Raw genomic sequence first — 23148 nt, forward strand, 5'->3', positions numbered from 1 at the left:
AACGCGCCGAGTCCGGGTCGGTGTGCCCTACGCGGGCATCACGCCATGGATACGGGAGGGAGTGAAGACGCGTTCCGCCTCGCGCAAGTGGCACCACGCTTCGAGGTAGGGCGGGTCGAGCTCCAGGTCGCTGAGGGTCCGTACGGTCCGGTTGCCCGAGGTGGCGACGTACTCGACCGTGATGGCCGCACCGGTGTCGATGGCATGGGCGACCTGGCGGACATCGCTGTACGACAGGTGCTTCGCGTAGCTGGCGACGATCTCCTCGGTGTCCGTCTCGAAAGGCACGCCGGTGCCGAACGGGTCGGGTTCCGGCGTCGTCGGCGGGGCCTTGAGGAGGCGGTCGGCCAAGGCGTCCATCCCGGTGTCGGCGGGCAGGTCCGAGGCGCGGGTCGCGGTGGTCCGGGGCCCGCGCCGCCCGACATCCCTTCGCGGGGACGGGACGGCGGCGGCCCTCTGCGGCAGGCGCTTCTCGATGCGCACCGTTCCCCCGGCGGTCTCGGCGACCGGGGCGTACCCCGCGGCGCGGAGCGCGGCGAGAGTCGTCGCGGGCGGGCTGCCGCTGACCAGGACCGTCGGGGCGAGCTGCCGCAGGGCGAGCTTGGACAGTGCGCGGTGGGCGGCGAGTTCGGCCAGGAGCGCGGGTTCGTCGCCGTGGATGACGCAGGCCGCGGGGGCGATGCGCACCCGTCCATGACCTCGCGCGGTGTCGGCGATGAGATAGGTCAGCGGCTGCGGCAGGGCCGTGGCGGAGCTGTCGGCCAGGTCGGCCGCGATGTCGTCCGGGGTCCGGCCGGCGTCCAGGGCCCGGCGGACACTGCCGGCACTGAAGCGCCATACCGACGCCGTGCCACTGGTCTCCCGGTCGGCCACCGAATCCAGCAGCGCGGAGAGTCGCGCGGACGGCGTGCCGGTGACGACGGCGGTGAGGTCGGCGCCGATCCGGGCGGTCGTGGTCGCGGGGGGCAGCAGCCGCCGGGCGGTGATGTCGAGCTCTTCGTCGGCGTGGGCCGCCAGGTGGACACCGAGCGGTGACAGCGCACCCCGTGCCAGCACGCCCAGCAGTTCGCCTTCGCGGATCACGGCGCTGAACGGTGCCGTGTCCTCGGGCGAGGCATCGTCGGCGAGCGGACGGTGCCAGGCCACGAGCGGCCCCAGCTCCGAAGCGACCTTCACACCCTGCCCTGCCGGGAGCCCCGCCGCCGCGGTGAGCAGCCCCTGGCGGGCCTGCAGACAGCCACCGCAGGGCGGCGCACCGGCGAGCGCGGGAAGCGCCTTGCCGTCTTCGTCGCGCGCCCGGCTGGGGGTGAGCGGCAGGTCCCGCCATGCCCGGAGCAGTACGGCGAGCTGTTCCGCAGGCTCCTGCCCGGCCCAGGCGTCGTAGGCCCCGGTGGGCGCCACGCGATCACCGTCACGGGCCAGCAGCCCAGCGGCGTACGCCGTCTCCAGGGCGATGCGTACGACGGCGTCGTCCGCCTGGGCGGCCTTGCCGAGCCGGGCCAGTTCACGCGCCCCGATCCCGCCCGACTTCAGCCGGGCCGGCGGGGCGGTCGCGCACGCCGACAGGACGGAGGCGGCCTGGGCCGCGAACGCGGTGGCGGCCACCGCGGCCTCCCGCTCCACCTCCGAGGAGGTGACGGGCACCAACTGTGGGAGAGGCGGCAGAGGTTCGAACGGAGCGTGCCAATCGGGGCCCCGCAGAGCCAAGGCCACTTCGACCGGCATCCGGACGGGCCCGTACCGGTGACGGTCCTGGAGCAGAAGCCCACGGTCGAGTGCCCAACGGGCACCCGGCTGGAGATCGAGTCCCAGAACCCCGAACACGGCGAACGGTGACGGACGCGGCGTGGACCCGGCACTCTCCTCAAGCAACTTCCGTGTCGCTGCCGGTGCCCCCGCCACCAGCGCGGCGACCCGCTCCGCGTCACTGTGGTGCTCCACCAGAGCCGCGAGCCGCTGCTGCTTGGTGCCGGGTGGCTTGACACCCAGGACCACCAGCATGCCGCGCAGTTCCTCCGAGGTGGTGCCGGCCAGCAGCTCCTCCAGCGGGGCGTCAAGCCCCAGGGGCGTGCTCCATGCCTGGCGCAAGGGCGTGGACATACGGAGTGCCCCGTTGCCGTCGTGCCACACGAGCGCCCGATCCGACAGCTCCTCCAGGGTCGCGTCCAGCGCGTGCACCGCCGCAGGTGATGCCGAGCCGAGCAACTCCGCGAGGCTGTCCCGGGTCGCTCGTGCTCCCAGGGCTGCCAGTGCCTCGGCGGCCTGCAAGCACGGCAGCGTGAGCCGCGGCAGGACGAGTGCCACGGACCCCGGACGCTGGAGACGGTCCGCCAGTTCGCCCACCGAGCGTGGTTCCGGAGAGGAGGCCGCGTCCTTCCGCATCGCGAGTACGCGTGCCAGACGGGAACGGTCGAGTCCGCTCAGCCAGGTCGCAAGCGTCGATCGGGACTTCATGAAGGTCAAGGATGGCGCAGTTCCATGATCGGCGGATGCCGTACCGGCTGAGACGGAAACTGAGGCGGAGAACGTCGAAGGGCCCCACCGCGAACGGTGGGGCCCTTCGACATCGTGCCCGGTGAGGCACTGGCGGAGGATACGAGATTCGAACTCGTGAGGGGTTGCCCCCAACACGCTTTCCAAGCGTGCGCCCTAGGCCTCTAGGCGAATCCTCCGCCGCAAACAATACAAGACGTTGAGGAGTGCTCGCGAACTCGTTCCCGGCCCCCGCCATCAGGTACTGTTTGGGCAGCCCCTCACGCGGCGCTATCTGACTGAACTCCCCCAGGGCCGGAAGGCAGCAAGGGTAGGTCGGCTCTGGCGGGTGCGTGGGGGGCGCTTGCGTTTCCGGGCCGGGGTCCCGTGCGTGGGGCTGGTTGTCAGTGGGCGCCTATAACCTCGTATGCGTGTCGTCTCTCGCGCTGTACCGCCGCTATCGCCCGGAGTCGTTCGCCGAGGTCATCGGGCAGGAGCATGTCACCGACCCGCTGCAGCAGGCGCTGCGGAACAACCGGGTCAATCACGCGTACCTGTTCAGCGGTCCGCGCGGCTGCGGCAAGACGACCAGCGCGCGCATCCTGGCCCGCTGTCTGAACTGTGAGCAAGGTCCCACCCCGACGCCGTGCGGGGAGTGCCAGTCCTGCCGTGACCTGGCCAGGAACGGGCCGGGATCCATCGACGTCATCGAGATCGACGCCGCATCCCACGGTGGCGTGGACGACGCCCGTGAGCTGCGCGAGAAGGCCTTCTTCGGGCCCGCCGGCAGCCGTTACAAGATCTACATCATCGACGAGGCCCACATGGTCACGTCGGCGGGCTTCAACGCGCTGCTGAAGGTCGTCGAGGAGCCCCCGGAGCACCTCAAGTTCATCTTCGCCACGACCGAGCCCGAGAAGGTCATCGGGACGATCCGGTCCCGGACCCACCACTACCCCTTCCGGCTCGTGCCGCCGGGGACGCTGCGCGACTACCTCGGCGAGGTCTGCGGCAAGGAGAACATCCCGGTCGAGGAGGGCGTACTCCCCCTCGTCGTGCGCGCGGGCCAGGGCTCCGTGCGTGACTCCATGTCCGTCATGGACCAGCTGCTCGCCGGTGCGCGGGAGGAGGGTGTGACGTATGCCATGGCCACCTCCCTCCTCGGCTACACCGACGGCTCCCTCCTCGACTCCGTCGTCGAGGCCTTCGCCACCGGCGACGGCGCCGCCGCCTTCGAGGTCGTCGACCGGGTCATCGAGGGCGGCAACGACCCGCGCCGCTTCGTCGCCGACCTCCTGGAGCGTCTGCGCGACCTCGTGATCCTCGCCGCCGTCCCGGACGCCACCGAGACCGGCCTCATCGACGCCCCCGCCGACGTCCTGGAGCGCATGCAGGCCCAGGCCGCCACCTTCGGCCCCGCCGAACTCAGCCGCGCCGCCGACCTCGTCAACGCGGGCCTCACCGAGATGCGGGGCGCCACCTCCCCCCGCCTCCAGCTCGAGCTGATCTGCGCCCGCGTGATGCTCCCGGCCGCCTACGGCGACGAGCGGTCCGTCATGGCCCGCCTCGACCGCCTCGAGCGCGGCGTGAACTTCTCCGGCGGCGGGGCCGGACCCGCGATGGGATATGTCCCCGGTCCCGACATGCATGGAGGAGCGGCCGGGGCCCCGGCCCAGACTCCGGTCCCAGCGGGCGGCGGCGCCGCGGCAGCACGCGCCGCGGTACGGGCATCGGGCGCACCGAGCGGCGCGGGCACAGGCACACCGCAGGGCACCGGCACGGGTTACGGCCCCACTCCGGGCCAGGGCGCGGCTCCGGGGTACGGCGGTGCCCCCGGGCAGGGCGGGGCTCCTGGTTATGGCGGTGCCCCCAGCCAGGCAGGTACCCCCGGTCAGACCGGTGCCCCCGGCTACGGTGGCGCTCCCGGCCAGGGCGGCGCCGCAGCGTACGGTGCCGCCCCGGGCCAGGCCCCGGCTCCGGCCGGGACCGGCGATGCCGGCGAAGCCACCGGTCCGGCCGGCGCACCCTCTGGTCCCGCAGGCGCACCCCCCAGCCCCGCAGGCGGGGTCGGCGAAGCCCAGCCCCAGCAGCAGCCCCAAGCTGCCGCCACCCCCCCGCCCGCCTCCCCGGCCCCCACGGCCCCGACCACCTCCGCCCCCGGCGCCTGGCCCACCGCGGCCCCCGTCGGCGGTGGCCGACGCCCCGGTGGCTGGCCCACGGCGGCCCCGGCCGGCGGCGGACAGCCCCCGGCCGCCCCCGGCGCCCCCGCCCCGTCGTCCACACCCACCCCGCCCCCCACCCAGGCGCCCCAGGCAGCGGCACCCCCCGCCGCGGCCGCCTCCTACGCACCCCCGGCCGGCGGCCTCGACCCCCGCATGCTCTGGCCGAACATCCTGGAGGCCGTCAAGAGCCGCCGCCGCTTCACCTGGATCCTGCTCAGCCAGAACGCCCAGGTGGCCGGCTTCGACGGCACCACCCTCCAGCTCGGCTTCGTCAACGCCGGTGCGCGCGACAACTTCGTGAGCAGCGGCAGCGAGGACATCCTGAAGCAGGCGCTGGGCGAGCAGTTCGGCGTCCAGTGGAAGATCGAGGCGATCGTCGACGCGTCGGGCGGCGGCGCGGCACCCCCGCAGACCGGCGGCGGCATGTCCGGCTTCAACGGCGGTGGCGGTTACGCCGGCGGCGGCGCCCCCGGCGGTTACGGCGGAGGCGGCGCCCCCACCCAGCAGCGCCCGGCGGCCCCGGCACCCACCTCCGCGGCGGCCCCCGCACCGGCCCCGGCGTCACCGCCCCCGGCGGCCGTCCCCACCCCCCAGCCGTCCGCCCCCGAACCACCCCCGGTCGCCCCTGAGGACGACATCCCCGAGGACGACGACCCCGACCTCAACGAATCGGCCCTCTCCGGCCGCGAACTGATCGTGCGGGAGCTGGGGGCGACGGTGGTGGAGGAGATCGCGAACGAGTAGGGGCAGGCCAGGGCTGCTCGGAGGGCATGCACGGCACACCTGCCGAGGCCCGCCGGGAACCCCACTGAACAGCCGCCCACCCCGCTCATTAGGAGAAACCCACAACACCCACCCCCCACCGCCTTCAGCAACCCGCACAATTCCCCGAGCCCCTCGCCGGTTACGCTGACCCCGTGAAGGTCCTCGTCATCGGCAGCGGCGCCCGCGAACACGCCCTGTGCCGCTCCCTGTCCCTCGATCCCGACGTCACCGCGCTGTACTGCGCCCCCGGCAACGCCGGCATCGCCGAGGTCGCCGAGCTGCACCAGGTCGACGCCCTGGACGGCAAGGCCGTCGCCGCGCTGGCCGGCGAGCTCGGCGCCGAGCTCGTGGTCGTGGGTCCGGAGGCGCCCCTGGTCGCCGGGGTCGCCGACGCCGTACGCGAGATCGGTGTTCCCGTCTTCGGCCCCTCCGGGGAGGCCGCGCAGCTGGAGGGCTCCAAGGCCTTCGCGAAGGACGTGATGGCGGGGGCCGGGGTCCCCACCGCGCGGTCCTACGTCTGCACGACCGCCGAGGAGGTCGACGAGGCCCTCGACGCCTTCGGCGCCCCCTACGTCGTCAAGGACGACGGGCTCGCCGCCGGCAAGGGCGTCGTCGTCACGCCCGACCTCGAGGCGGCCAGGGCGCACGCCAACGCGTGCGAGCGCGTCGTCATCGAGGAGTTCCTCGACGGCCCCGAGGTCTCCCTCTTCGCGGTCACGGACGGCGAGACCGTCGTCCCGCTCCAGCCCGCCCAGGACTTCAAGCGCGCCCTGGACGGCGACGAGGGTCCGAACACCGGCGGCATGGGCGCGTACTCCCCGCTGCCGTGGGCCGACCCGAAGCTGGTCGAGGAGGTCCTGGCGACCGTCCTCCAGCCGACCGTCGACGAGATGCGCCGCCGCGGCACCCCCTTCTCCGGCCTGCTCTACGCCGGTCTCGCGATCACGTCACGCGGGGTACGGGTCATCGAGTTCAACGCCCGCTTCGGCGATCCCGAGACCCAGGTCGTCCTGGCCCGCCTGAAGACCCCCCTCTCCAGCCTCCTGCTGGCCGCGGCCAAGGGCGACCTCGCCGACCTCCCGCCGCTGCGCTGGAGCGACGACGCCGCGGTCACCGTCGTCATCGCCTCGCACAACTACCCCGGCACCCCGCGCACCGGCGACCCGATCACCGGCCTCGACGCGGTGGCCGCCCAGGACGCCCCGCACGCGTACGTGCTGCACGCGGGCACCAAGCACGACGGCGACGCCGTGGTCAGCGCCGGCGGCCGCGTCCTGTCCGTCACGGCGACCGGCAAGGACCTGAACGAGGCCCGCGACCGTGCGTACCAGGCGGTCGCCCGGATCGGCCTCGACGGCTCCCAGCACCGCACGGACATCGCGGCGAAGGCCGCGGCGGGAGCGTGACCACCGGGCTCAGCCCGGCGCCGAACACCGCTCCGACGGAGTGAACCCGTCAGGCCCCGAATCCGTCTCAGGATTCGGGGCCTGACGCGTCCCCGGAAGGACTGACCCGTCCCCGGGACTGGACACCCGGGGACGGGGGAAGACTGGATCCGGTGCCGGACGGGGGCTGAATTTGAGTCAAGATCCAGGGCCTGATCTTCGCTGTCCGTCATCCACCTTTCCCCAAAGCCATTCCATCGAGTGACCGCAGCCGTTAACGGCTGACGGGGGCCAGGGCCCCAACTAGGGTGCGGCGCAAGCGTTCCGGCGCGTTCCGGCACTTGGCCCACCGGCATTGCGATGTCAGTGGTGGGTGCCACAGTGGGGGAGTGAGCAACGCCAGGACAGGCAGACAGCCAGGACAGCAGGGAGGGGGTGGCATCCGGTCGTGACCGGCATGGGTGGAGAGATGGGCGCACAGGCCGCCCGCTCCCGGGCGCTCGCCGTGCTGCGCATCCGCAGCCGGGCGCTGGCCGTCGCGCTGCTGCCCGCGGCCGTCGCCGTGGTGCTGCTCGCGGGCGGTTCCACCGGCCATCTCGTGGGTCCCGGCTGGCACGCCGCCCGCTGGGCCGTCACTCCGCTGGCCGTCCTGGTCCTGCTCGCCGCCGCCGCCATCGCCCTGGTCGTGGCCCGCGCCCGCCCGGCCATGAGCCCGACGGTCCCGATCGCCGAGGAATCGGCGCCCGACCTCTACCGCATGGTGCGCGACCTGGCCGACCGCCTCGACGTCCCCGCCCCCTCCGCGATAGCGCTCACCCCGGACTGCGACAGCTGGCTGGAGGACCGCACCCATCCGGCCCACGGCCCGCCCCCGCAGCAGGACCGCGACGAGCTCACGGGCGTACGCGGCCCGCGCCGCACCGCCGCCGCGCCCGTCCTGGTCATCGGCTCCCCGTTCCTGTGGTGGATGCGCGTCGGCGAACTCCGCGCGGTCCTCGCCCCGGTCGTCGCCGGTACGGGCCCCTCGGCGCACCCCGACATAGCCGCGGCCCGCCGTTTCGTCCGAGGCCTGGACGCCGCGGTGGCCGTGGCCTCGGCCTCCGGCCGCTGCCCGATGACCCGGGTCGTCTGCGCCGGCGTCGGCTGGGTGGCCCGCCTCCTTCTGCACAGCTGCCGTGAACACGCGGCCCAGATGGAGCGAGGGGTCGCCGCGGCGGCGGCCGAGCGTGCCCAGGCCGTGGACTACGGCCTGCGGATCGTCGCCCAGGAACAGGTGGGCCTGGCTTACGCGGGCTGGGACCGCCTCCTCACCCGCGTCGCCCTCCCGGCCTGGCGGATGGGCCGCTGGCCGTCCCGCCTGGACGCGGGAGTGGTGGCCGCCCTGACGGAACTCTCCCGCCGCGACCGCCTGGCCGAGGGCTTCGCCTCCCGCCTGGGCGAACGCCCGGCCTGCGACCTCCTGGAAGAACCCGGCGCGATAGACGAGGCCACCTCCCTGCTGGCCGCCCGCCTCTTCCACGGCGGCCCCGCGGAATCCGGCCCCGACTGGTCCCCGGTCGACTGGCAGGAATACCCCGACGAGGTCGTCGACCGAAAGTGGCGCCTGGACGCGGCCCGCCTCCACCGAGTCCTCGACGCCCAGGGCGTCCGCCGCACCCCGGAAACAGACGGCCCAACCCTGGCAAGAGTCCTGACCCACCTGTCGACTCCGAGCCACACCGCCCCCGACCCCCTTCAGGACACGGGAAGGCACCCGGCCCCCAACGAAGACCCGGACCAGACCCCCCACCCCGAGCCCAGCCCGGCACCGCCGACGGACTCCGAGCCGACATCTGCAACGGCAGGCGCGGGGGCTTCCGGGCCGCCGCCAGCCCCGAACGCTCCCGCAGCCGCCAATGGCGAGTCCGCCCCGCAGGGGTCACCCGCACCTGGCCACGAAACCCGCACGGGTGGTGCGGGTGGGAACACAACGTCCGAAGGCGAAGCCGAGGACGAGACCGACGCCGACGCCGACGCGGAACCCGACGTCGACAACGAACGCACCGCCACCCTCGCCGCAGCCCTCACCGCGGAACTGGCCCGAGAAGAGGCCGCCGCCCCCAAGACCCAGACCCCCGACACCACCTTCTGGGACGAAGGCGAACTCCCTCTCTTCCCCCCACAGGCCCCCCGCACAGCCCGCGAACTCCTCACCGACCACGTCACGGCGATGGTCTGCTGCGCCGCGATGGACACCGCCGGCGCCACCCCCGGCCTCGACTGGCTCGACGGCCCGATCCTCCTCATCGACGGCGAACGCGCGGCCGACCTCACCCCGCGAGTCCTCAGCCTCATCGAGGACGGCGACCCCGCCCCCCTGCGCACCTGGCTGCTGGAATCCGGAATACGCCCGGAGAAGCCGGTCCGCCTCGTCTGAGCCAGACCCCCAGCAGCGCCGGCGCCAGCGCCGGCCCCGGAGCAAACACCCGGCACAACTCCCGTACCGGAAGACCCTGTTCCACTTTCGGCCAATTCGCAACGAATAGTGACAGCCTGCGTGCGTAATGTGATGTGCTGGGACCGATCGAGCACATGGCAAGGGCTTACGACATAAGACAGCCGTCACAGCAGCGCACGCACGAACTCAGGCACGAACTCAGGCACAAACTCACGCACGAACACACGGGGGCACGAGGGAGGGGAGCAGCCATGGCATCGGAGCAGATCCGCCGTTGGGAATCAGGCGCGCTGGCGCACGCGGTGACGGACCCCTTCGGCCAGGGCCCCGTCCCCTGGCTCCGCGGCGACGAGACGTACTTCGACGACACGGGCCACGTAGTCCCCTGGTACGTGGACGGCACCCAACAACCTCCCCGCCCGGGCCGCGAAACCCCCCGAATCCCCACCCCCCGCTCAACCGCCGGAGGCCCCCGCGCCGCAGACGACGTCCGCCGCCAGATCAAGGGCTTCACCTCCACCGGTGCGGCCGCCCCCGGCGAGGCCGTCGACTTCCACATCACGGTCGACCCGCCCCAGGAATTCAGCGTCGACGTCTACCGCATCGGCCACTACGGCGGCGACGGCGCCGCGAAGATCACCACCAGCCCCCGCCTCTCCGGCATCGTCCAGCCCCCGCCCCTCACCGCGGACCGCACGGTCTCCTGTCACCACTGGTGGCTGAGCTGGCGCCTGCAGATCCCGTCGTACTGGAGCATCGGGGCCTATGTCGCCGTACTCACCACCGCCGACGGCTACCGCTCCCACGTCCCCTTCACCGTCCGCCACGACCACCCGGCGGACCTGCTGCTCCTCCTGCCGGACGTGACATGGCAGGCGTACAACCTCTACCCGGAGGACGGCCGCACCGGCGCAAGCCTGTACCACGCCTGGGACGAGAACGGCCGTCTCCTGGGGGAGTCCGACGCCGCCACGACCGTCTCGTTCGACCGCCCGTACGCCGGCGCCGGCCTCCCCCTCCACGTGGGCCACGCCTACGACTTCATCCGCTTCGCCGAGCGCTACGGCTACGACCTGGCCTACGCCGACGCCCGCGACCTGCACTCCGGCCGAGTCGACCCCACCCGCTACCGCGGCCTGGTCTTCCCCGGCCATGACGAGTACTGGTCGGCGAACATGCGCCGCACGGTGGAGCGCGCCCGGGACCACGGCACGTCCCTCGTCTTCCTCTCCGCCAACACCATGTACTGGCAGGTGGAGTTGGGCCCGTCCCCCTCAGGAGTCCCCGACCGCCTCCTGACCTGCCGCAAACGCCGGGGCCCGGGCCGCCCGGTCCTCTGGCGCGAAATCGACCGCCCGGAACAGCAGTTGGTCGGCATCCAGTACGCGGGCCGCGTCCCCGACCCGTCCCCCCTGGTCGTCCGCAACGCCGACCACTGGCTCTGGGAGGCCACGGGCGCCCACGAGGGCGACGAGATCGAGGGCCTGGTCGCGGGCGAGGCCGACCGCTACTTCCCCCGCACCGCCCTTCCCGAGCACGAGGACCGCATCCTGCTCGCGCACTCCCCGTACGCCGACACCGAGGGCACCCTCCGCCACCAGGAGACCTCCCTCTACCGTGCCCCCTCCGGCGCCCTGGTCTTCGCGTCCGGCACCTTCGCGTGGTCCCCGTCCCTGGACCGCCCCGGCCATGTAGACCCCCGGATCCAGCGCGCCACGGCGAACCTGCTGGACCACATCTGCAAGCGCGACTGACACCACCCACCCACCCCATCGACCCCCTGTCCAGGACCGGCCACCTCATACGGGACAATCGAGCCAGTTGGACAGAACCACGGGGAGGAACCGTGTCCGGATTCGTAGAAAAGCCCGAGCCGATCCAGGTTCCGGGCTTGGTGCACCTCCACACCGGCAAGGTGCGTGAGCTGTACCAGAACGAGGCGGGCGACCTCGTGATGGTCGCCAGCGACCGCATCTCCGCGTACGACTGGGTGCTGCCGTCCGAGATCCCCGACAAGGGCCGGGTTCTCACCCAGTTGTCCCTGTGGTGGTTCGACCAGATCGCCGATCTGATCCCCAACCACGTCCTGAGCACCGACCTGCCCGAAGGCGCTCCCGCTGACTGGGCCGGCCGCACCCTCGTCTGCAAGTCGCTCCAGATGGTCCCGGTGGAGGCGGTGGCCCGCGGCTACCTCACCGGCTCGGGCCTGGTCGAGTACAACGAGTCCCGCACGGTCTGCGGCCTCGCCCTCCCCGAGGGCCTGGTCGACGGCAGTGAGCTCCCCGCCCCGATCTTCACCCCGGCCACCAAGGCCGAGGTCGGCGAGCACGACGAGAACGTGTCGTACGAGGAGGTCGCCCGCCAGGTCGGCGCCGACACCGCCGCCCGGCTGCGCCAGGCGACCCTCGCCGTGTACTCGCGGGGCCGGGACATCGCCCGGGACCGCGGGATCATCCTCGCGGACACCAAGTTCGAGTTCGGCTTCGAGGGCGACACGCTGGTCCTCGCGGACGAGATCCTCACCCCGGACTCCTCCCGCTTCTGGCCGGCCGACCAGTGGGAGCCGGGGCGCGCGCAGCCGTCGTACGACAAGCAGTTCGTGCGCGACTGGCTGACCTCGGCGGAGTCCGGCTGGGACCGCAAGAGCGAGCAGCCCCCGCCGCCGCTGCCGCAGGAGGTCGTGGACCGGACCCGCGCCAAGTACATCGAGGCGTACGAGCGCCTGACCGGCACGACCTGGAGCTGACCCCCGGCGCCACGAGAAAGGCCCCGGTCCACTGGACCGGGGCCTTCATCAAGAGCGAACGACGAGGTTCGAACTCGCGACCTCAACCTTGGCAAGGTTGCGCTCTACCAACTGAGCTACGTTCGCATGCGCCGTGGCGCGAGAACCACTATACCCAACCTCGCTGCCGGGCGAGCCGCACCGCCGCATGACGGTTCTCGGCCCCGAGCTTCGAGACGGCAGACGACAGATAGTTCCGCACGGTCCCCTGTGACAGCGCGGCCCGTTCCGCGATCTCCGCGACGGGCGCCCCGTCGGCGGCCAGTTCCAGCACCTCGGCCTCGCGCGAGGTCAGCGGCGAGTCGCCGGCGGAGATCGCGTCGGCCGCCAACTCCGGGTCCACGTACCGCTGTCCGGCATGCACGGTACGGATGATCTCCGCGAGCCGCTGCGCGCTCACCGTCTTCGGGACGAACCCCCGCACACCCGCCTCAAGGGCTCGCTTGAGATGCCCGGGCCGCCCATGACTGGTCACGATCAGCACTCTGCAGCCGGGCAGTTCGGTCCGTAGGGATGTGGCGACCTTCACACCGTCCGCACCGGGCATCTGAAGATCCAGTACGGCGACATCGGGAGCGTGTGCCCTCGCCATCGCCAGCGCCTCGGGACCCGACGCCGCCTCGGCGACGATCACCAGGTCGTCCTCCAGCGCGAGCAGCGCCGCCAGGGCGCCCCGGATCAGATGTTCGTCGTCGGCCAGCAGCAGCCGCACGGTCATCCCGTGACCTCTCTCACACGCAACGGCACTGAGGCCACCACTCGAAACACACCCTCACCCACCGGCCCGGCCTCCAACGTCCCCTCCACCGCGGCGAGCCGCTCCCGCAACCCGACCAGCCCCGATCCCCCGACCCCAAAACCCCCGACCCCAAAACCCTCAGCCCCAGAACCCTCAGCCCCAGAACCCTCAGCCCCAGAACCCTCAACCCCAAAGCCTTCAGCCCTGGAGCCCCCGCCCCCCGGCCCACCACCCCGCGAGCCCGCCCCCGCTCCCACCCCGTCGTTCTCCACGCTGAGCACCACCCGCCCGTCACTCACCCGCACACTCACCACACACCATCCCGCATCCCCGTGCCGCAGGACGTTCGTCGTCGCCTCGCGGACGACCCACGCGAGCGCCGACTGCACGTCCGCCGCAAGTCCGGCCGTCGCCTCCCCGTCCGCCGCGAAGGTGCAGTGGATCCCGGCCGCCTGCAACACCCCTTGCGCACCGGCGAGTTCCACCCCGAGGTCGGCTTCCCGATAGCCGCGTACGACGTCCCGCACCTCGCGCTGGGACTCCCGCGCGATCCGCTGCACCTCGACCATCTGCTCCTCGGCCTCGGGCCGTCCCCGTCGCGTCAGCTGGACGGCCAGCTCGCTCTTGAGCGCGATCACGGCGAGGTTGCGCCCCATGACGTCGTGCAGGTCCCGTCCGAACCGCAGCCGCTCCTCGGCGACGGCGAGCCGGGCCCGGGTCTCGCGGGCCTCGTCGAGTTCGTAGACGGCGTTGAGCAGCCAGACGGAGAAGGCGGAGGTGAAGGCGAGGAACCCGGCCCCGAGCAGCACGGCCAGCATCGTCAGCAGGGTGGCGGCGCCGGGCAGTCCCAGCGGGAAGGCGACGACCCCCGAGCCGACGGCGAACCCCGCGACGAGCCCGTACACGCGCCGCCGGTCGCGTACGCCCATCGCGAACACTCCGGCGCCGAAGATCAGGACGACCGAGAAGATCCCGCCAGTGGCACTGTCGACGGCGTCCCCGCCCGGCCCGTGCTCCGCGATCACGATCGCCGTCACGGAGACGGCCGCGGTGACCGCACCGAGTGTCCACAGCGTGTGGACGGGCTGCTCACGCCGGCCCCGGGTCCAGTCCAGCGCCCGGGACGCGGTCACGGCACAGGCCACGGCGTGCCCGACCACCAGCACCAGCAGCAGGCCGGCGAGCCAGCCCGGTATCCCGCCCAGGATCGGCAGCCCGAGCGACACCACCTCGATCACCGCGAAGAAGTGGAACGACCACCGCGTATACGTCTCCACCTTGGCCGGCGTGCTCTTCCGCTGCCACCAGCCCCCCGGCTCGCGCATGCTCTCCCCGTACGTCAGCGCCTCGGCTCCCACCGGAACCACCGTCCTACAGCAAACACCGCCGACACGGTCCAGGCCAGCGCGATGGCGAGGGCACCCAGCGCCTCGTACACCGACAGACTGCCGGTCCAGCCGCCGCGCACCAGAGTGATCACCGGGGACAGCGGCAGCAGCTCGCACACGGATGCGAACCGGTCGGGCAGCACCTCCAGGGGCACGGCGACCCCGGAGAAGATCATCGAGATCAGCACGAACGGCAGCGTCGTGACCTGCGCGCTCTCCATGGTCCGGGTCACGGCCGTCGTCAGGGCCGCCAGCGCCGCGCACATCACGAGCCCCAGCAGCAGGCCGAGGACGGCGAGATAAGGCGCCTTCGGGGCGGCCATGTCCAGCAGGGCGGTGCTCCCGGCGACCAGCACCAGCGACTGCGCGAGCCCGGTCGCACCGATCGGCAGCGCGGTGCCGACGAGGATCTCGACGTCCCGCAGCTCCCCGGTGCGCAGCCGCTTGAGCACCAGTTCCTCGCGCCGGGCGGTGTAGATCCCGACCAGGGCTCCGTAGACGCCGAACAGCAGCGAGAACCCGATCCCGGCCGGCAGCAGCACCAGTCCCATGTCGAGCCCGGCGTCCTCGACGTCCATGTCGTCCACGACGGACCGCAGGCTGAACGGCAGCACGAGCGGCACCAGGACGGCCGTGAGGAGCGTGGCCTTGCTGCGCCCGAGCAGGGTGAACTCGGCCCGCGCCAGCGCGCTCAGCCGTCCGGCCGGTGTGGTGGTGACGATGCTCATGCCGTGACCTCCTCGGCCGCCGCGATCCCCAGGAACGCCTCTTCCAGCGACGCCGACCGCACATCGAGCCGACGCAGCTCCACCCCGGCCCGCTCGGCCCACACCAGGACCCCCGTGGCCGCCCGCTGCAGTTCCCGGGTCCGCAGCCGTACGACCCGGCCGTCCATCTCGTGGCCCAGCACCCCCAGCTCCCCGAGCGGCGGCAGGTCCCCCACGAAATAGCCCTCGGGCAGCTCGAAGGAGATCCGCGAGGGCTGCCCCGCCGTCACCTCGGCCGGTGTCCCGGTCACCGCGATCCGCCCCTCGTGCAGAATCGCCAGCCGGTCGGCGAGCCCCTCGGCCTCTTCCAGATAGTGCGTGGTCAGCAGCACGGTCGTACCGCCGTCCCGCAGCGCCCGCACCAGCTCCCAGGTGTCCCGGCGCCCTTCCGCGTCCAGCCCGGTGGTCGGTTCGTCCAGGAACAGCACCTCGGGCCGCCCCAGCAGCGCGAGCGCGAGATCCAGCCGCCGCCGCTCACCCCCGGACAACTGCTTCACCCGTACGTCGACCCGCCTCGCGAGCCCGACGAGCTCCAGCGCCTCCAGCGGCGGCCGCGCCCCGCTGACGCAGCCCGCCCACATCCGCGCGGTCTCGGCGACGGTCAGCTCGGACGGAAACCCGCCCTCCTGCAGCATCACCCCGGTCCGCGGCCGTACGACGGCCCGCTCCTCGTAGGGATCGTGCCCGAGCACCCGCACCCGGCCCCCGGCCGGTCGTGCGAGCCCTTCGAGCAGCTCCACCGTCGATGTCTTGCCGGCCCCGTTGGTGCCGAGCAGCGCGAAGACCTCGCCCCGGGCCACGGAGAAGGTGATCCCGCGGACCGCTTCGAACCCGCCCCCGTAGACGCGTCGCAGGTCGGTGACCTCAATCACGTTCGTGTTCATGGAACAAGCTTCTCGGCGCCCGGGTCCCGGAAGCAGTGCGCGCTGTCATCACTCGGCATGACAAATGTCAGGGGCGCGCCCGTCCCGTACGCACGACCATGCACGAAAAAGCCCCCCGGTGGAAGCCGGGGGGCTTGATTCAAGAGCGAACGACGAGGTTCGAACTCGCGACCTCAACCTTGGCAAGGTTGCGCTCTACCAACTGAGCTACGTTCGCATTGCCTCCGACCGGCTCTCACCGATCGGCGCGAGCACCATCCTACCTGATCCACAAGGGGGACCAGACCGGCGATGCAGAGCGGGTGACAGGAATTGCACACTGCGCCTTCCCCCTGGAAGGGGGATGTTCTGCTACTGAACTACACCCGCATGTACTCCGTGGGCTGGGCTTTTCCGTCCCCGCCCCTCGGCGTGCTCCAGACTCTAGCCGACCAGGTGGGGGGCAATGCAAGTCGGTTGTCCTCAGGGCCCGCTGACGGACCCTGAGCACGCCCGGTGAGCCGTCACTGCGCCGCGGCGAACGCCTCGTAGACCTTCTTGGGGATCCGGCCGCGCGCCGGGACGTCCATCTTGTTCGCCTGGGCCCAGGCCCGGACCGCAGCCGGGTCGGGGGCGACCTCGGTCTGCTTGTACGCCTTGCCGGACCTCGACCGCTTCCGGCCGGCCTCCACGTACGGCGCGAGCGCCTTACGCAGTTGCTTGGCATTCGCTTGATTCAGGTCGATCTCGTACGACTTGCCGTCGAGTCCGAAGGCGATCGTTTCCGCCGCTTCCGAGCCGTCGATGTCGTCAAAGAGAGTGACCACGACCTTCTGCGCCACGAATATCGGTCCCTTCATACGGCACTTGCCAATTCATTTGTACAGTGCCCGACAATGCAATGGGAAGCCCGACTAAATCCTTCCGCGTGTCCGAACGCAATAGGTTTCGGGTGTCGATCGGGGATCTTTCCCGGAAATTTTCGTGAACGCGGCCGTCGATACCGGATCGTGACGGCCCTCACGTAGCTTCCTACAAGTCAACGCGCGTAGAAATTTTGTGCGGGTAGTCTGAAGACACCTGTTGGAGGAACCCGCAGGAACCTTGCTCAGCACCACACACCGGGAGTGCCAGTGGCACGCGTCGTAGTCGACGTCATGCTCAAGCCGGAGATCCTCGACCCCCAGGGCCAGGCGGTGCAGCGCGCACTGCCGCGCCTGGGTTTCGAAGGCATCTCGGACGTACGTCAGGGAAAGCGATTCGAACTGGAAGTTGACGGACCGGTCGACGAGGCCGCGCTCGCCCGCATCCACGATCTTGCGGAATCCTTCCTCGCCAACACCGTGATCGAGGACTTCACCGTCAAGGTGGAGGAAGTCGCGGAGGCCGCGAAGTGACCGCTCGTATTGGCGTCGTCACTTTCCCCGGCAGCCTCGACGACCGGGACACCCAGCGCGCGATCCGCCTCGCGGGCGCCGAACCGGTCGCCCTCTGGCACAAGGACAAGGACCTCCACCAGGTCGACGCGGTCGTTCTCCCCGGTGGTTTCTCCTACGGCGACTATCTGCGGGCCGGCGCCATCTCCCGCTTCTCGCCCGTGATGGAGACGGTCATCGAGCAGGCGAAGGCCGGCCTCCCGGTCCTCGGTATCTGCAACGGCTTCCAGATCCTCACCGAGGCCCACCTGCTCCCCGGCGGGATGCTCGGCAACGACCACCTGCACTTCATCTGCCGCGACCAGAAGCTGCGGGTGGAGAACGCGGACACCGCCTGGACGGCCGACTACACCGCCGGCCAGGAGATCCACATCCCGCTGAAGAACATGGACGGCCGGTACGTGGCCGACCAGTACACGCTGGACAAGCTGGAGGCCGAGGGCCGGGTCGCGTTCCGGTACCTGGACTTCAACCCCAATGGCTCGCTCAACGACATCGCGGGCATCACCAACGAGGCCGGCAACGTCGTGGGCCTCATGCCGCACCCGGAGCACGCCGTCGAGCCGCTCATCGGCTCGGGCCGCACCGACGGCCTCCCCTTCTTCACCTCGATCCTCAAGAAGCTGGTCAACGCATGAGCCGGACGCCTCTGGACACGGTCGAGCACGCGGCCGCGACCCCCGACGTCGAGCTGCCCTGGGCCGAACTCGGCCTGAAGAAGGACGAGTACGAGCGGGTCGTCGAGATCCTCGGCCGCCGCCCCACGGGCGCGGAGCTGGCCATGTACTCCGTCATGTGGTCCGAGCACTGCTCGTACAAGTCCTCCAAGGTCCACCTCCGCCAGTTCGGTGAGAAGGCCCCGCAGAGCGATGCGCTGCTCGTCGGCATCGGCGAGAACGCGGGCGTGGTGGACGTCGGTCAGGGCTACGCGGTCACCTTCAAGGTCGAGTCGCACAACCACCCCTCCTACGTCGAGCCCTACCAGGGCGCGGCCACGGGTGTCGGCGGCATCGTCCGCGACATCATCGCGATGGGCGCGCGGCCGGTGGCCGTGGTCGACCCGCTGCGCTTCGGTGCGGCCGACCACCCGGACACCAAGCGAGTACTCCCCGGTGTCGTCGCCGGCATCGGCGGCTACGGCAACTGCCTGGGCCTGCCCAACATCGGCGGCGAGGTCGTCTTCGACTCCTGCTACCAGGGCAACCCGCTGGTCAACGCCGGTGCCATCGGCGTCATGCGGCACGAGGACATCCACCTCGCGAAGGCGTCCGGCGCGGGCAACAAGGTCATCCTGTACGGGGCCCGCACCGGCGGCGACGGCATCGGCGGCGCCTCCATCCTCGCCTCCGAGACCTTCGACGACGCCAAGCCCTCGAAGCGCCCGGCGGTCCAGGTCGGCGACCCCTTCCAGGAGAAGCTCCTCATCGAGTGCACCCTGGAGGCCTTCAAGGAGAAGCTGGTCGTCGGCATCCAGGACCTCGGTGCGGCGGGCCTGTCCTGCGCCACGTCCGAGCTGGCCTCCAACGGCTCCGGCGGTATGCGGGTCACCCTGGACGACGTACCGCTGCGCGACTCCACGCTCTCGCCCGAGGAGATCCTCATGAGCGAGTCGCAGGAACGCATGTGCGCGGTCGTGGAGCCGGAGAAGGTGGACCGGTTCCTGGAGATCTGCGACAAGTGGGACGTCATCGCCACCGTCATCGGTGAGGTCACCGACGGCGACCGCCTCGAAATCTTCTGGCACGGCGGCAAGATCGTCGACGTCGACCCGCGCACGGTCGCGCACGACGGCCCGGTCTACGAGCGCCCGTACGCCCGCCCGTCCTGGCAGGACGAGCTCCAGGCGGACGACGCCAACCGGCTGCCCCGGCCGACGACTTCGGCGGAACTCCGGGACCAGGTCCTGAAGCTGGTGTCGTCCCCCAACCAGGCCTCCAAGAAGTGGATCACGTCCCAGTACGACCACTTCGTGCAGGGCAACACGGTGCTGGCCCAGCCGGAGGACTCCGGCATGATCCGCATCGACGAGGAGACCGGCCTCGGCGTCGCCATCGCGACGGACGGCAACGGCCGTTACGCGAAGCTGGACCCGTACGCGGGTGCCCAGTTGGCCCTGTCGGAGGCGTACCGCAATGTCGCCACGACGGGCGCCAAGCCGCTCGCGGTGTCGGACTGCCTGAACTTCGGCTCGCCCGAAGACCCGGCGGTGATGTGGCAGTTCGCGGAGGCCATCCGTGGACTGGCGGATGCCTGCCAGCAGTTGGGCACGCCGGTGACCGGCGGCAACGTCTCGCTCTACAACCAGACGGGCGAGGCGGCCATCCACCCGACCCCGGTCGTGGCCGTGCTGGGCGTCATCGACGATGTCGCCCGCCGCACCCCGGTCGCCTTCCAGGAGGAGGGCCAGCTGCTCTACCTCCTCGGCGACACGGCTGAGGAGTTCGGCGGCTCGGCCTGGTCGCAGGTGGTCCACGACCACCTGGGCGGCCTCCCCCCGAAGGTGGACCTGGAGCGTGAGCGCCTCCTCGCGGAGATCCTCATCTCGGCCTCCCGCGACGGCATGATCGACTCCGCGCACGACCTCTCCGACGGCGGTCTGATCCAGGCGGTCGTGGAGTCGGCGCTGCTCGGCGGCAAGGGCGCGCGTCTGGTCGTACCGGACGGGCTCGACGCCTTCACCTTCCTGTTCTCGGAGTCGGCGGGCCGCGCGGTCGTCGCCGTACCGCGCTCCGAGGAGGTCCGCTTCAACGACATGTGCGGCGCCAGGGGTCTCCCGGTCACCCGCATCGGTGTCGTGGACGGCGAGACGGTAGAGCTCCAGGGCGAGTTCGAGCTGCCCCTGGAGGAGCTGCGCAAGGCGCACGAGGGGACGATCCCGGCGCTGCTGGCGTAGTCCCTCGTACGACATGAAGGTCCCGTCCGACTCACGGACGGGACCTTTTCGTCTACCGCACGTAGTTCTTGAGGATCTCCGTGTCGAGCTCGATGCCGATCGGGTCGGGGAGGAGTACCTTCTCGCCGAACTTCGCGGTGTGGATGTCGCGGTAGCCGCCGACCTGTCGATCCGTGTTGCCGTGCACGGTGACCGTGGAGGAGTCCCGGTCGATCAAGACGTACAGGGGGATTCCGGCCTGGCCGTACGCGGTCGGCTTCTCGTGCCGGTCCCTGCGGTCGGTGTCTGAGTCGTACAAGGTGACCTCTACGACCATGAGCGTGCCGTCCGGGTCGGACCACTCACCATGTCCTGCGAAGTGAGCCTCGGGCGCGAGCACGGCGTCGGGTTTTGCCCTGCCCTCTCGATGCGCCTCCACCTGGAGCCCTCGGCCGTGGTACAGGTCCAGATCGGGCCTGGCCTGCATACAGGGTCGGGCCAGCCAGGACACGATGGTGCTGTGGTTCCCGTCCGCAGCCTTCTTGACTCCGATCCGTCCGTCGATGAACTCCAGCGTGACGGTCTCTGGAGCGGCGAAGGCGATCGTTTCGAACTCCTGCACCGACATCTGAGGCATGTGCTCGGCCATAGCCGTCATGTTGCACCGTTCGTCGTCGATTCCCTGCACGGGTGATCGACCCTGGCCCGCTGCCCCGTCATGTGCGCCGCCTGGACCTGCCGCAGATGATGTACGGCCACGGGCCACCCATGCCGAACGGCATGTAGGCCACGTCCTGCTCCGGTTCGGGCGCGACCGGGTCCGGCGGAGGCGGTACGGCGTCCGGCCTGAGCAGTAAGAGGAGGGCGAGCGATGCAAGCAGGCCGGCGGCGCAGCTGAGGAGCGGGATCACTTGCGGCTCGCCTCCCGCACCAACTCGGTGTCCGAGACCAGCGCTTGGCGCTCGGTGTGGTCGTCGAGCCGGACCCAGAGGAAGGCGCGCTCGGCATCCACACCGGCGTAGCCGGAGCCGACCTGGACGACGACTCCCTCGAAGGGTTCCGGGTGTTCGCGGCGGTGGGGGTCGGGCGGGACGTAGGTGGTGCCGCGGACTCGGTCGCCGATGAGGAAGGGGGCGTCGGTGCGGGGGCGGGGGCTGTTTTGGCTGGTCATGGGTTCACGTTCGCGCTTGATCCAGCCCTGTCGCAATAGAACGTAAAAATTCCACGAGAACTGGCAATTGCCGGAAGGGTGGCATAGGCCTGCGCAACACAGGCATGCGGTGTCACACTCGGGGCACGAGCCGTGATCTACAGGGCACGGGGAGTCAACTGCCGGGCATCGGCATACTGTTGGCGGGCATGACCGCAGAAGGGGCGGGCAGGAGTGGCGACGAAGACGGGACCGACCATCCGTCGTATGCAGCTGGGCCAGGAGCTGCGCCGACTACGCCAGAACGCTCCTCGGGAGGACGGCGATGGACATGGTCTGACGCTGGCACAGGCCGTGAAAGGGCTCGGCTTCACGGAGTCGAAGCTCTATCGCGTAGAAAACGGACTCACCGGCCTGCCCAAGGTCCAGGACCTCAAGGAGCTGCTGGACCGGTACGGGCTCACGAACCCCGAGGACGTGGAGTTCCTGCTGGAGGTCCACAAGAACTCTCTGCAACGGGGTTGGTGGTCGCCGTACCGGAGTCTCATGCCGTCGGGCTTCGGTATGAGCGTGGGCCTGGAGGGCGACGCCAAGATCCTCCGTGTCTACCAACCGGACGTGATCTTCGGGCTGTTCCAGACCGAGGCGTACGCCCGTGCGCAGTTCGAAGTCGCCAAGCCGGTCGACGAGCGCACTACGGAGTTCGTTGAACGGAACATCGAGATCCGCATGAGACGCCAGGAGGCCATCACCCGAAGCGACCGTCCGGTCGAGGTCCACGCGATCCTCGACGAGGCCGCAGTGCGGCGTGTTGTGGGCGGCTACGACGCCATGCGTGAACAGTACGAGCGCTTGGCTGGGTTGGCCGCTCTGGACCATGTGACCGTACAGATCCTTCCGATGTCCCAACCGGTCTACCGTGCGCGGGACAACTTCATCCTGATGGAGTTCGAGCCGCCGCTGCCGAAGGTGGTGAGCGTGGACGTACAGGACGGTGTGAGCGTCGCGGACAAGGACACGGAGATCTGGAAGTACTCGCGCAGGTTCGATGCCATGCGCGCTGAAGCCGCCCCGGCTCGCGAAACGCCGGGCTTCCTGCACCGACTAGCACAAGACCTGGAACAGTCATGAGTACTCACCCCAAGGCCCTCGAACTAGCCGCAGAAGAGACGTGGTTCAAGTCCACCTACAGCGGTGACGACGGCAGCAGCTGCGTCGAGATAGCCAACCTCACCCCCACCCACCCCCTCATCGCCGTCCGCGACTCCAAACTCCCCCACGGCCCCGCCCTCGCCCTCCCCCCGCAGTCCTTCGCCGCGTTCGTGGACCACGTACGGCAACGAGGCACCGGTGCGTCTGCGTAACGTCACCCCGGACGACGTGGACGCCTATGTCCGCATGCGCTGTGACCCCGTGATGATGAAGGAACTCGGCGGACCGGTACCCCGCGACGACATCGAGGACAAGGTCCGCCGGGACGCCGAGGAGGCCGCCGCCGACACCTCCTGGATCAAGATGATCGTCCCTGATCCGGGCAGACCGGAGGTCGTCGCGGGCAGCGTGTGCGTCTGGTCGCACGACCAGGACGAGAAACCGTTCTCCGAGATCGGCTGGATGGTCCTCCCCGAGTTCCAGGGCCGAGGCATCGGCAAGCTCGCCACCCGCATCCTCCTCGAAAGGGCCGGGGAAGACGGCCGCTGGGGCGAGATCCACGCCTTCCCGGCGACGGGCAACGCCGCCTCGAACGGCATCTGCGCGGCTCTCGGCTTCCGCCTCCTCGGCGAGACCGACGTGGACTTCGCCGGCCGGATCATCCACAGCAACCACTGGATGATCGACCCGCGTTCCGACCCGCCGAAGTCATAGG

General features: G+C 70.9%; 19 protein-coding genes, 4 tRNA genes and 1 other RNA gene. 12 read left to right on the top strand and 12 right to left on the bottom strand.

All coding sequences use genetic code 11. The features are described from left to right. Positions 1-27: 27 nt before the first annotated feature. Together PH203_RS18620 and PH203_RS18625 are read right to left on the bottom strand one after the other, a co-directional pair. Complete coding sequence (locus PH203_RS18620; protein ID WP_289921221.1) at positions 28-2454, bottom strand: helicase-associated domain-containing protein; 2427 nt, start codon at positions 2452-2454, stop codon at positions 28-30. A gap of 130 nt (positions 2455-2584) precedes the next feature. Continuing rightward, a tRNA-Ser gene (locus tag PH203_RS18625) sits at positions 2585-2672 on the bottom strand. A 72-nt stretch (positions 2673-2744) separates the two neighbouring features. On the opposite strand from PH203_RS18625, the gene ffs reads away from it, so the two are divergent. From ffs to PH203_RS18655, 6 genes are all read left to right on the top strand, one after another. After that, an RNA gene (ffs, locus tag PH203_RS18630) (signal recognition particle sRNA small type) lies at positions 2745-2843 on the top strand. Between the two features lie 60 nt (positions 2844-2903). Next, positions 2904-5438, top strand: coding sequence for a DNA polymerase III subunit gamma and tau (locus tag PH203_RS18635; protein ID WP_289921222.1), 2535 nt, complete (start codon positions 2904-2906; stop codon positions 5436-5438). 173 nt (positions 5439-5611) lie between these two features. After that, a complete protein-coding gene (gene purD / locus PH203_RS18640; RefSeq protein ID WP_289921224.1) occupies positions 5612-6865 on the top strand; it encodes a phosphoribosylamine--glycine ligase in 1254 nt (417 codons plus the stop codon). A 427-nt stretch (positions 6866-7292) separates the two neighbouring features. After that, positions 7293-9260: a hypothetical protein gene (locus tag PH203_RS18645; protein ID WP_289921225.1), complete on the top strand. Its 1968-nt coding sequence runs from the start codon at positions 7293-7295 to the stop codon at positions 9258-9260. A 272-nt stretch (positions 9261-9532) separates the two neighbouring features. Next, positions 9533-11035 (top strand): N,N-dimethylformamidase beta subunit family domain-containing protein, encoded by a 1503-nt coding sequence (locus PH203_RS18650; protein WP_289921226.1) that lies wholly within the window; start codon positions 9533-9535, stop codon positions 11033-11035. 92 nt (positions 11036-11127) lie between these two features. Then, complete coding sequence (locus tag PH203_RS18655; protein WP_289921227.1) at positions 11128-12027, top strand: phosphoribosylaminoimidazolesuccinocarboxamide synthase; 900 nt, start codon at positions 11128-11130, stop codon at positions 12025-12027. 53 nt (positions 12028-12080) lie between these two features. Here PH203_RS18655 and PH203_RS18660 read toward each other — a convergent pair. From PH203_RS18660 to PH203_RS18695, 8 genes are all read right to left on the bottom strand, one after another. Beyond that, positions 12081-12153, bottom strand: a tRNA-Gly gene (locus tag PH203_RS18660). A gap of 22 nt (positions 12154-12175) precedes the next feature. Then, positions 12176-12784: a response regulator transcription factor gene (locus tag PH203_RS18665; RefSeq protein WP_289921228.1), complete on the bottom strand. Its 609-nt coding sequence runs from the start codon at positions 12782-12784 to the stop codon at positions 12176-12178. Next, entirely contained in the window at positions 12781-14130 is a 1350-nt protein-coding gene (locus PH203_RS18670) for a histidine kinase (protein WP_289921313.1), read from the bottom strand. Before PH203_RS18670 ends, PH203_RS18665 begins: the two co-directional genes overlap by 4 nt. A gap of 14 nt (positions 14131-14144) precedes the next feature. Beyond that, the gene (locus PH203_RS18675; protein ID WP_289921229.1) at positions 14145-14921 is read right to left on the bottom strand and encodes an ABC transporter permease; all 777 of its coding nucleotides are present in this window, start codon (positions 14919-14921) and stop codon (positions 14145-14147) included. Then, a complete protein-coding gene (locus PH203_RS18680; protein WP_289921230.1) occupies positions 14918-15844 on the bottom strand; it encodes an ABC transporter ATP-binding protein in 927 nt (308 codons plus the stop codon). The genes PH203_RS18675 and PH203_RS18680 overlap by 4 nt, the downstream gene beginning before the upstream one ends. A 144-nt stretch (positions 15845-15988) precedes the next feature. Further along, a tRNA-Gly gene (locus PH203_RS18685) sits at positions 15989-16061 on the bottom strand. 80 nt (positions 16062-16141) lie between these two features. Beyond that, positions 16142-16213 (bottom strand) — tRNA-Gly (locus PH203_RS18690). A 134-nt stretch (positions 16214-16347) separates the two neighbouring features. After that, positions 16348-16665, bottom strand: a complete 318-nt coding sequence (locus PH203_RS18695) for an Lsr2 family protein (RefSeq protein ID WP_289921314.1) — start codon at positions 16663-16665, stop codon at positions 16348-16350. Positions 16666-16956: 291 nt separating this feature from the next. Between PH203_RS18695 and purS the strand changes: the two genes are divergently transcribed. The 3 genes from purS to purL are packed head-to-tail and all read left to right on the top strand — an operon-like array spanning position 16957 to position 20152. Next, positions 16957-17220 carry a phosphoribosylformylglycinamidine synthase subunit PurS gene (purS, locus tag PH203_RS18700; RefSeq protein ID WP_015659417.1) on the top strand — a complete coding sequence of 88 codons (264 nt, stop codon included), beginning with the start codon at positions 16957-16959 and terminating at the stop codon, positions 17218-17220. Further along, positions 17217-17897: a phosphoribosylformylglycinamidine synthase subunit PurQ gene (gene purQ / locus PH203_RS18705; RefSeq protein WP_289921231.1), complete on the top strand. Its 681-nt coding sequence runs from the start codon at positions 17217-17219 to the stop codon at positions 17895-17897. Before purS ends, purQ begins: the two co-directional genes overlap by 4 nt. Then, the gene (gene purL, locus PH203_RS18710; RefSeq protein WP_289921232.1) at positions 17894-20152 is read left to right on the top strand and encodes a phosphoribosylformylglycinamidine synthase subunit PurL; all 2259 of its coding nucleotides are present in this window, start codon (positions 17894-17896) and stop codon (positions 20150-20152) included. Before purQ ends, purL begins: the two co-directional genes overlap by 4 nt. 52 nt (positions 20153-20204) lie before the next feature. Here the strand turns inward: purL and PH203_RS18715 are convergent, their stop codons facing one another. Then, positions 20205-20789, bottom strand: coding sequence for a Uma2 family endonuclease (locus PH203_RS18715; protein WP_289921233.1), 585 nt, complete (start codon positions 20787-20789; stop codon positions 20205-20207). Between the two features lie 249 nt (positions 20790-21038). Then, positions 21039-21302, bottom strand: coding sequence for a hypothetical protein (locus PH203_RS18720; protein ID WP_289921234.1), 264 nt, complete (start codon positions 21300-21302; stop codon positions 21039-21041). Between the two features lie 246 nt (positions 21303-21548). Between PH203_RS18720 and PH203_RS18725 the strand changes: the two genes are divergently transcribed. From PH203_RS18725 to PH203_RS18735, 3 genes are read left to right on the top strand one after another with little or no spacing between them, the layout of a single operon-like run. Further along, positions 21549-22412 carry a helix-turn-helix transcriptional regulator gene (locus PH203_RS18725; RefSeq protein ID WP_289921235.1) on the top strand — a complete coding sequence of 288 codons (864 nt, stop codon included), beginning with the start codon at positions 21549-21551 and terminating at the stop codon, positions 22410-22412. Then, on the top strand, positions 22409-22645 hold the full coding sequence (locus tag PH203_RS18730) for a DUF397 domain-containing protein (protein WP_289921236.1): 237 nt from the start codon (positions 22409-22411) through the stop codon (positions 22643-22645). Before PH203_RS18725 ends, PH203_RS18730 begins: the two co-directional genes overlap by 4 nt. Further along, positions 22632-23147 carry a GNAT family N-acetyltransferase gene (locus PH203_RS18735; RefSeq protein ID WP_289921237.1) on the top strand — a complete coding sequence of 172 codons (516 nt, stop codon included), beginning with the start codon at positions 22632-22634 and terminating at the stop codon, positions 23145-23147. The genes PH203_RS18730 and PH203_RS18735 overlap by 14 nt, the downstream gene beginning before the upstream one ends. Position 23148: the final 1 nt, after the last annotated feature.

It is taken from the genome of Streptomyces sp. S.PB5, assembly GCF_030403745.1.
Classification (GTDB): Bacteria; Actinomycetota; Actinomycetes; order Streptomycetales; family Streptomycetaceae; genus Streptomyces.

What these genes read in the sequence shown, in the direction of transcription:
- PH203_RS18620 (WP_289921221.1), bottom strand. Translation starts at nt 2,454, where the DNA reads ATGAAGTCCCGATCGACGCTTGCGACCTGGCTGAGCGGACTCGACCGT.
- PH203_RS18725 (WP_289921235.1), top strand. Translation starts at nt 21,549, where the DNA reads ATGCAGCTGGGCCAGGAGCTGCGCCGACTACGCCAGAACGCTCCTCGG.
- PH203_RS18675 (WP_289921229.1), bottom strand. Translation starts at nt 14,921, where the DNA reads ATGAGCATCGTCACCACCACACCGGCCGGACGGCTGAGCGCGCTGGCG.
- PH203_RS18720 (WP_289921234.1), bottom strand. Translation starts at nt 21,302, where the DNA reads ATGACCAGCCAAAACAGCCCCCGCCCCCGCACCGACGCCCCCTTCCTC.
- PH203_RS18670 (WP_289921313.1), bottom strand. Translation starts at nt 14,130, where the DNA reads ATGCGCGAGCCGGGGGGCTGGTGGCAGCGGAAGAGCACGCCGGCCAAG.
- PH203_RS18665 (WP_289921228.1), bottom strand. Translation starts at nt 12,784, where the DNA reads ATGACCGTGCGGCTGCTGCTGGCCGACGACGAACATCTGATCCGGGGC.
- PH203_RS18730 (WP_289921236.1), top strand. Translation starts at nt 22,409, where the DNA reads ATGAGTACTCACCCCAAGGCCCTCGAACTAGCCGCAGAAGAGACGTGG.
- PH203_RS18680 (WP_289921230.1), bottom strand. Translation starts at nt 15,844, where the DNA reads ATGAACACGAACGTGATTGAGGTCACCGACCTGCGACGCGTCTACGGG.
- purL (WP_289921232.1), top strand. Translation starts at nt 17,894, where the DNA reads ATGAGCCGGACGCCTCTGGACACGGTCGAGCACGCGGCCGCGACCCCC.
- PH203_RS18650 (WP_289921226.1), top strand. Translation starts at nt 9,533, where the DNA reads ATGGCATCGGAGCAGATCCGCCGTTGGGAATCAGGCGCGCTGGCGCAC.
- PH203_RS18715 (WP_289921233.1), bottom strand. Translation starts at nt 20,789, where the DNA reads ATGACGGCTATGGCCGAGCACATGCCTCAGATGTCGGTGCAGGAGTTC.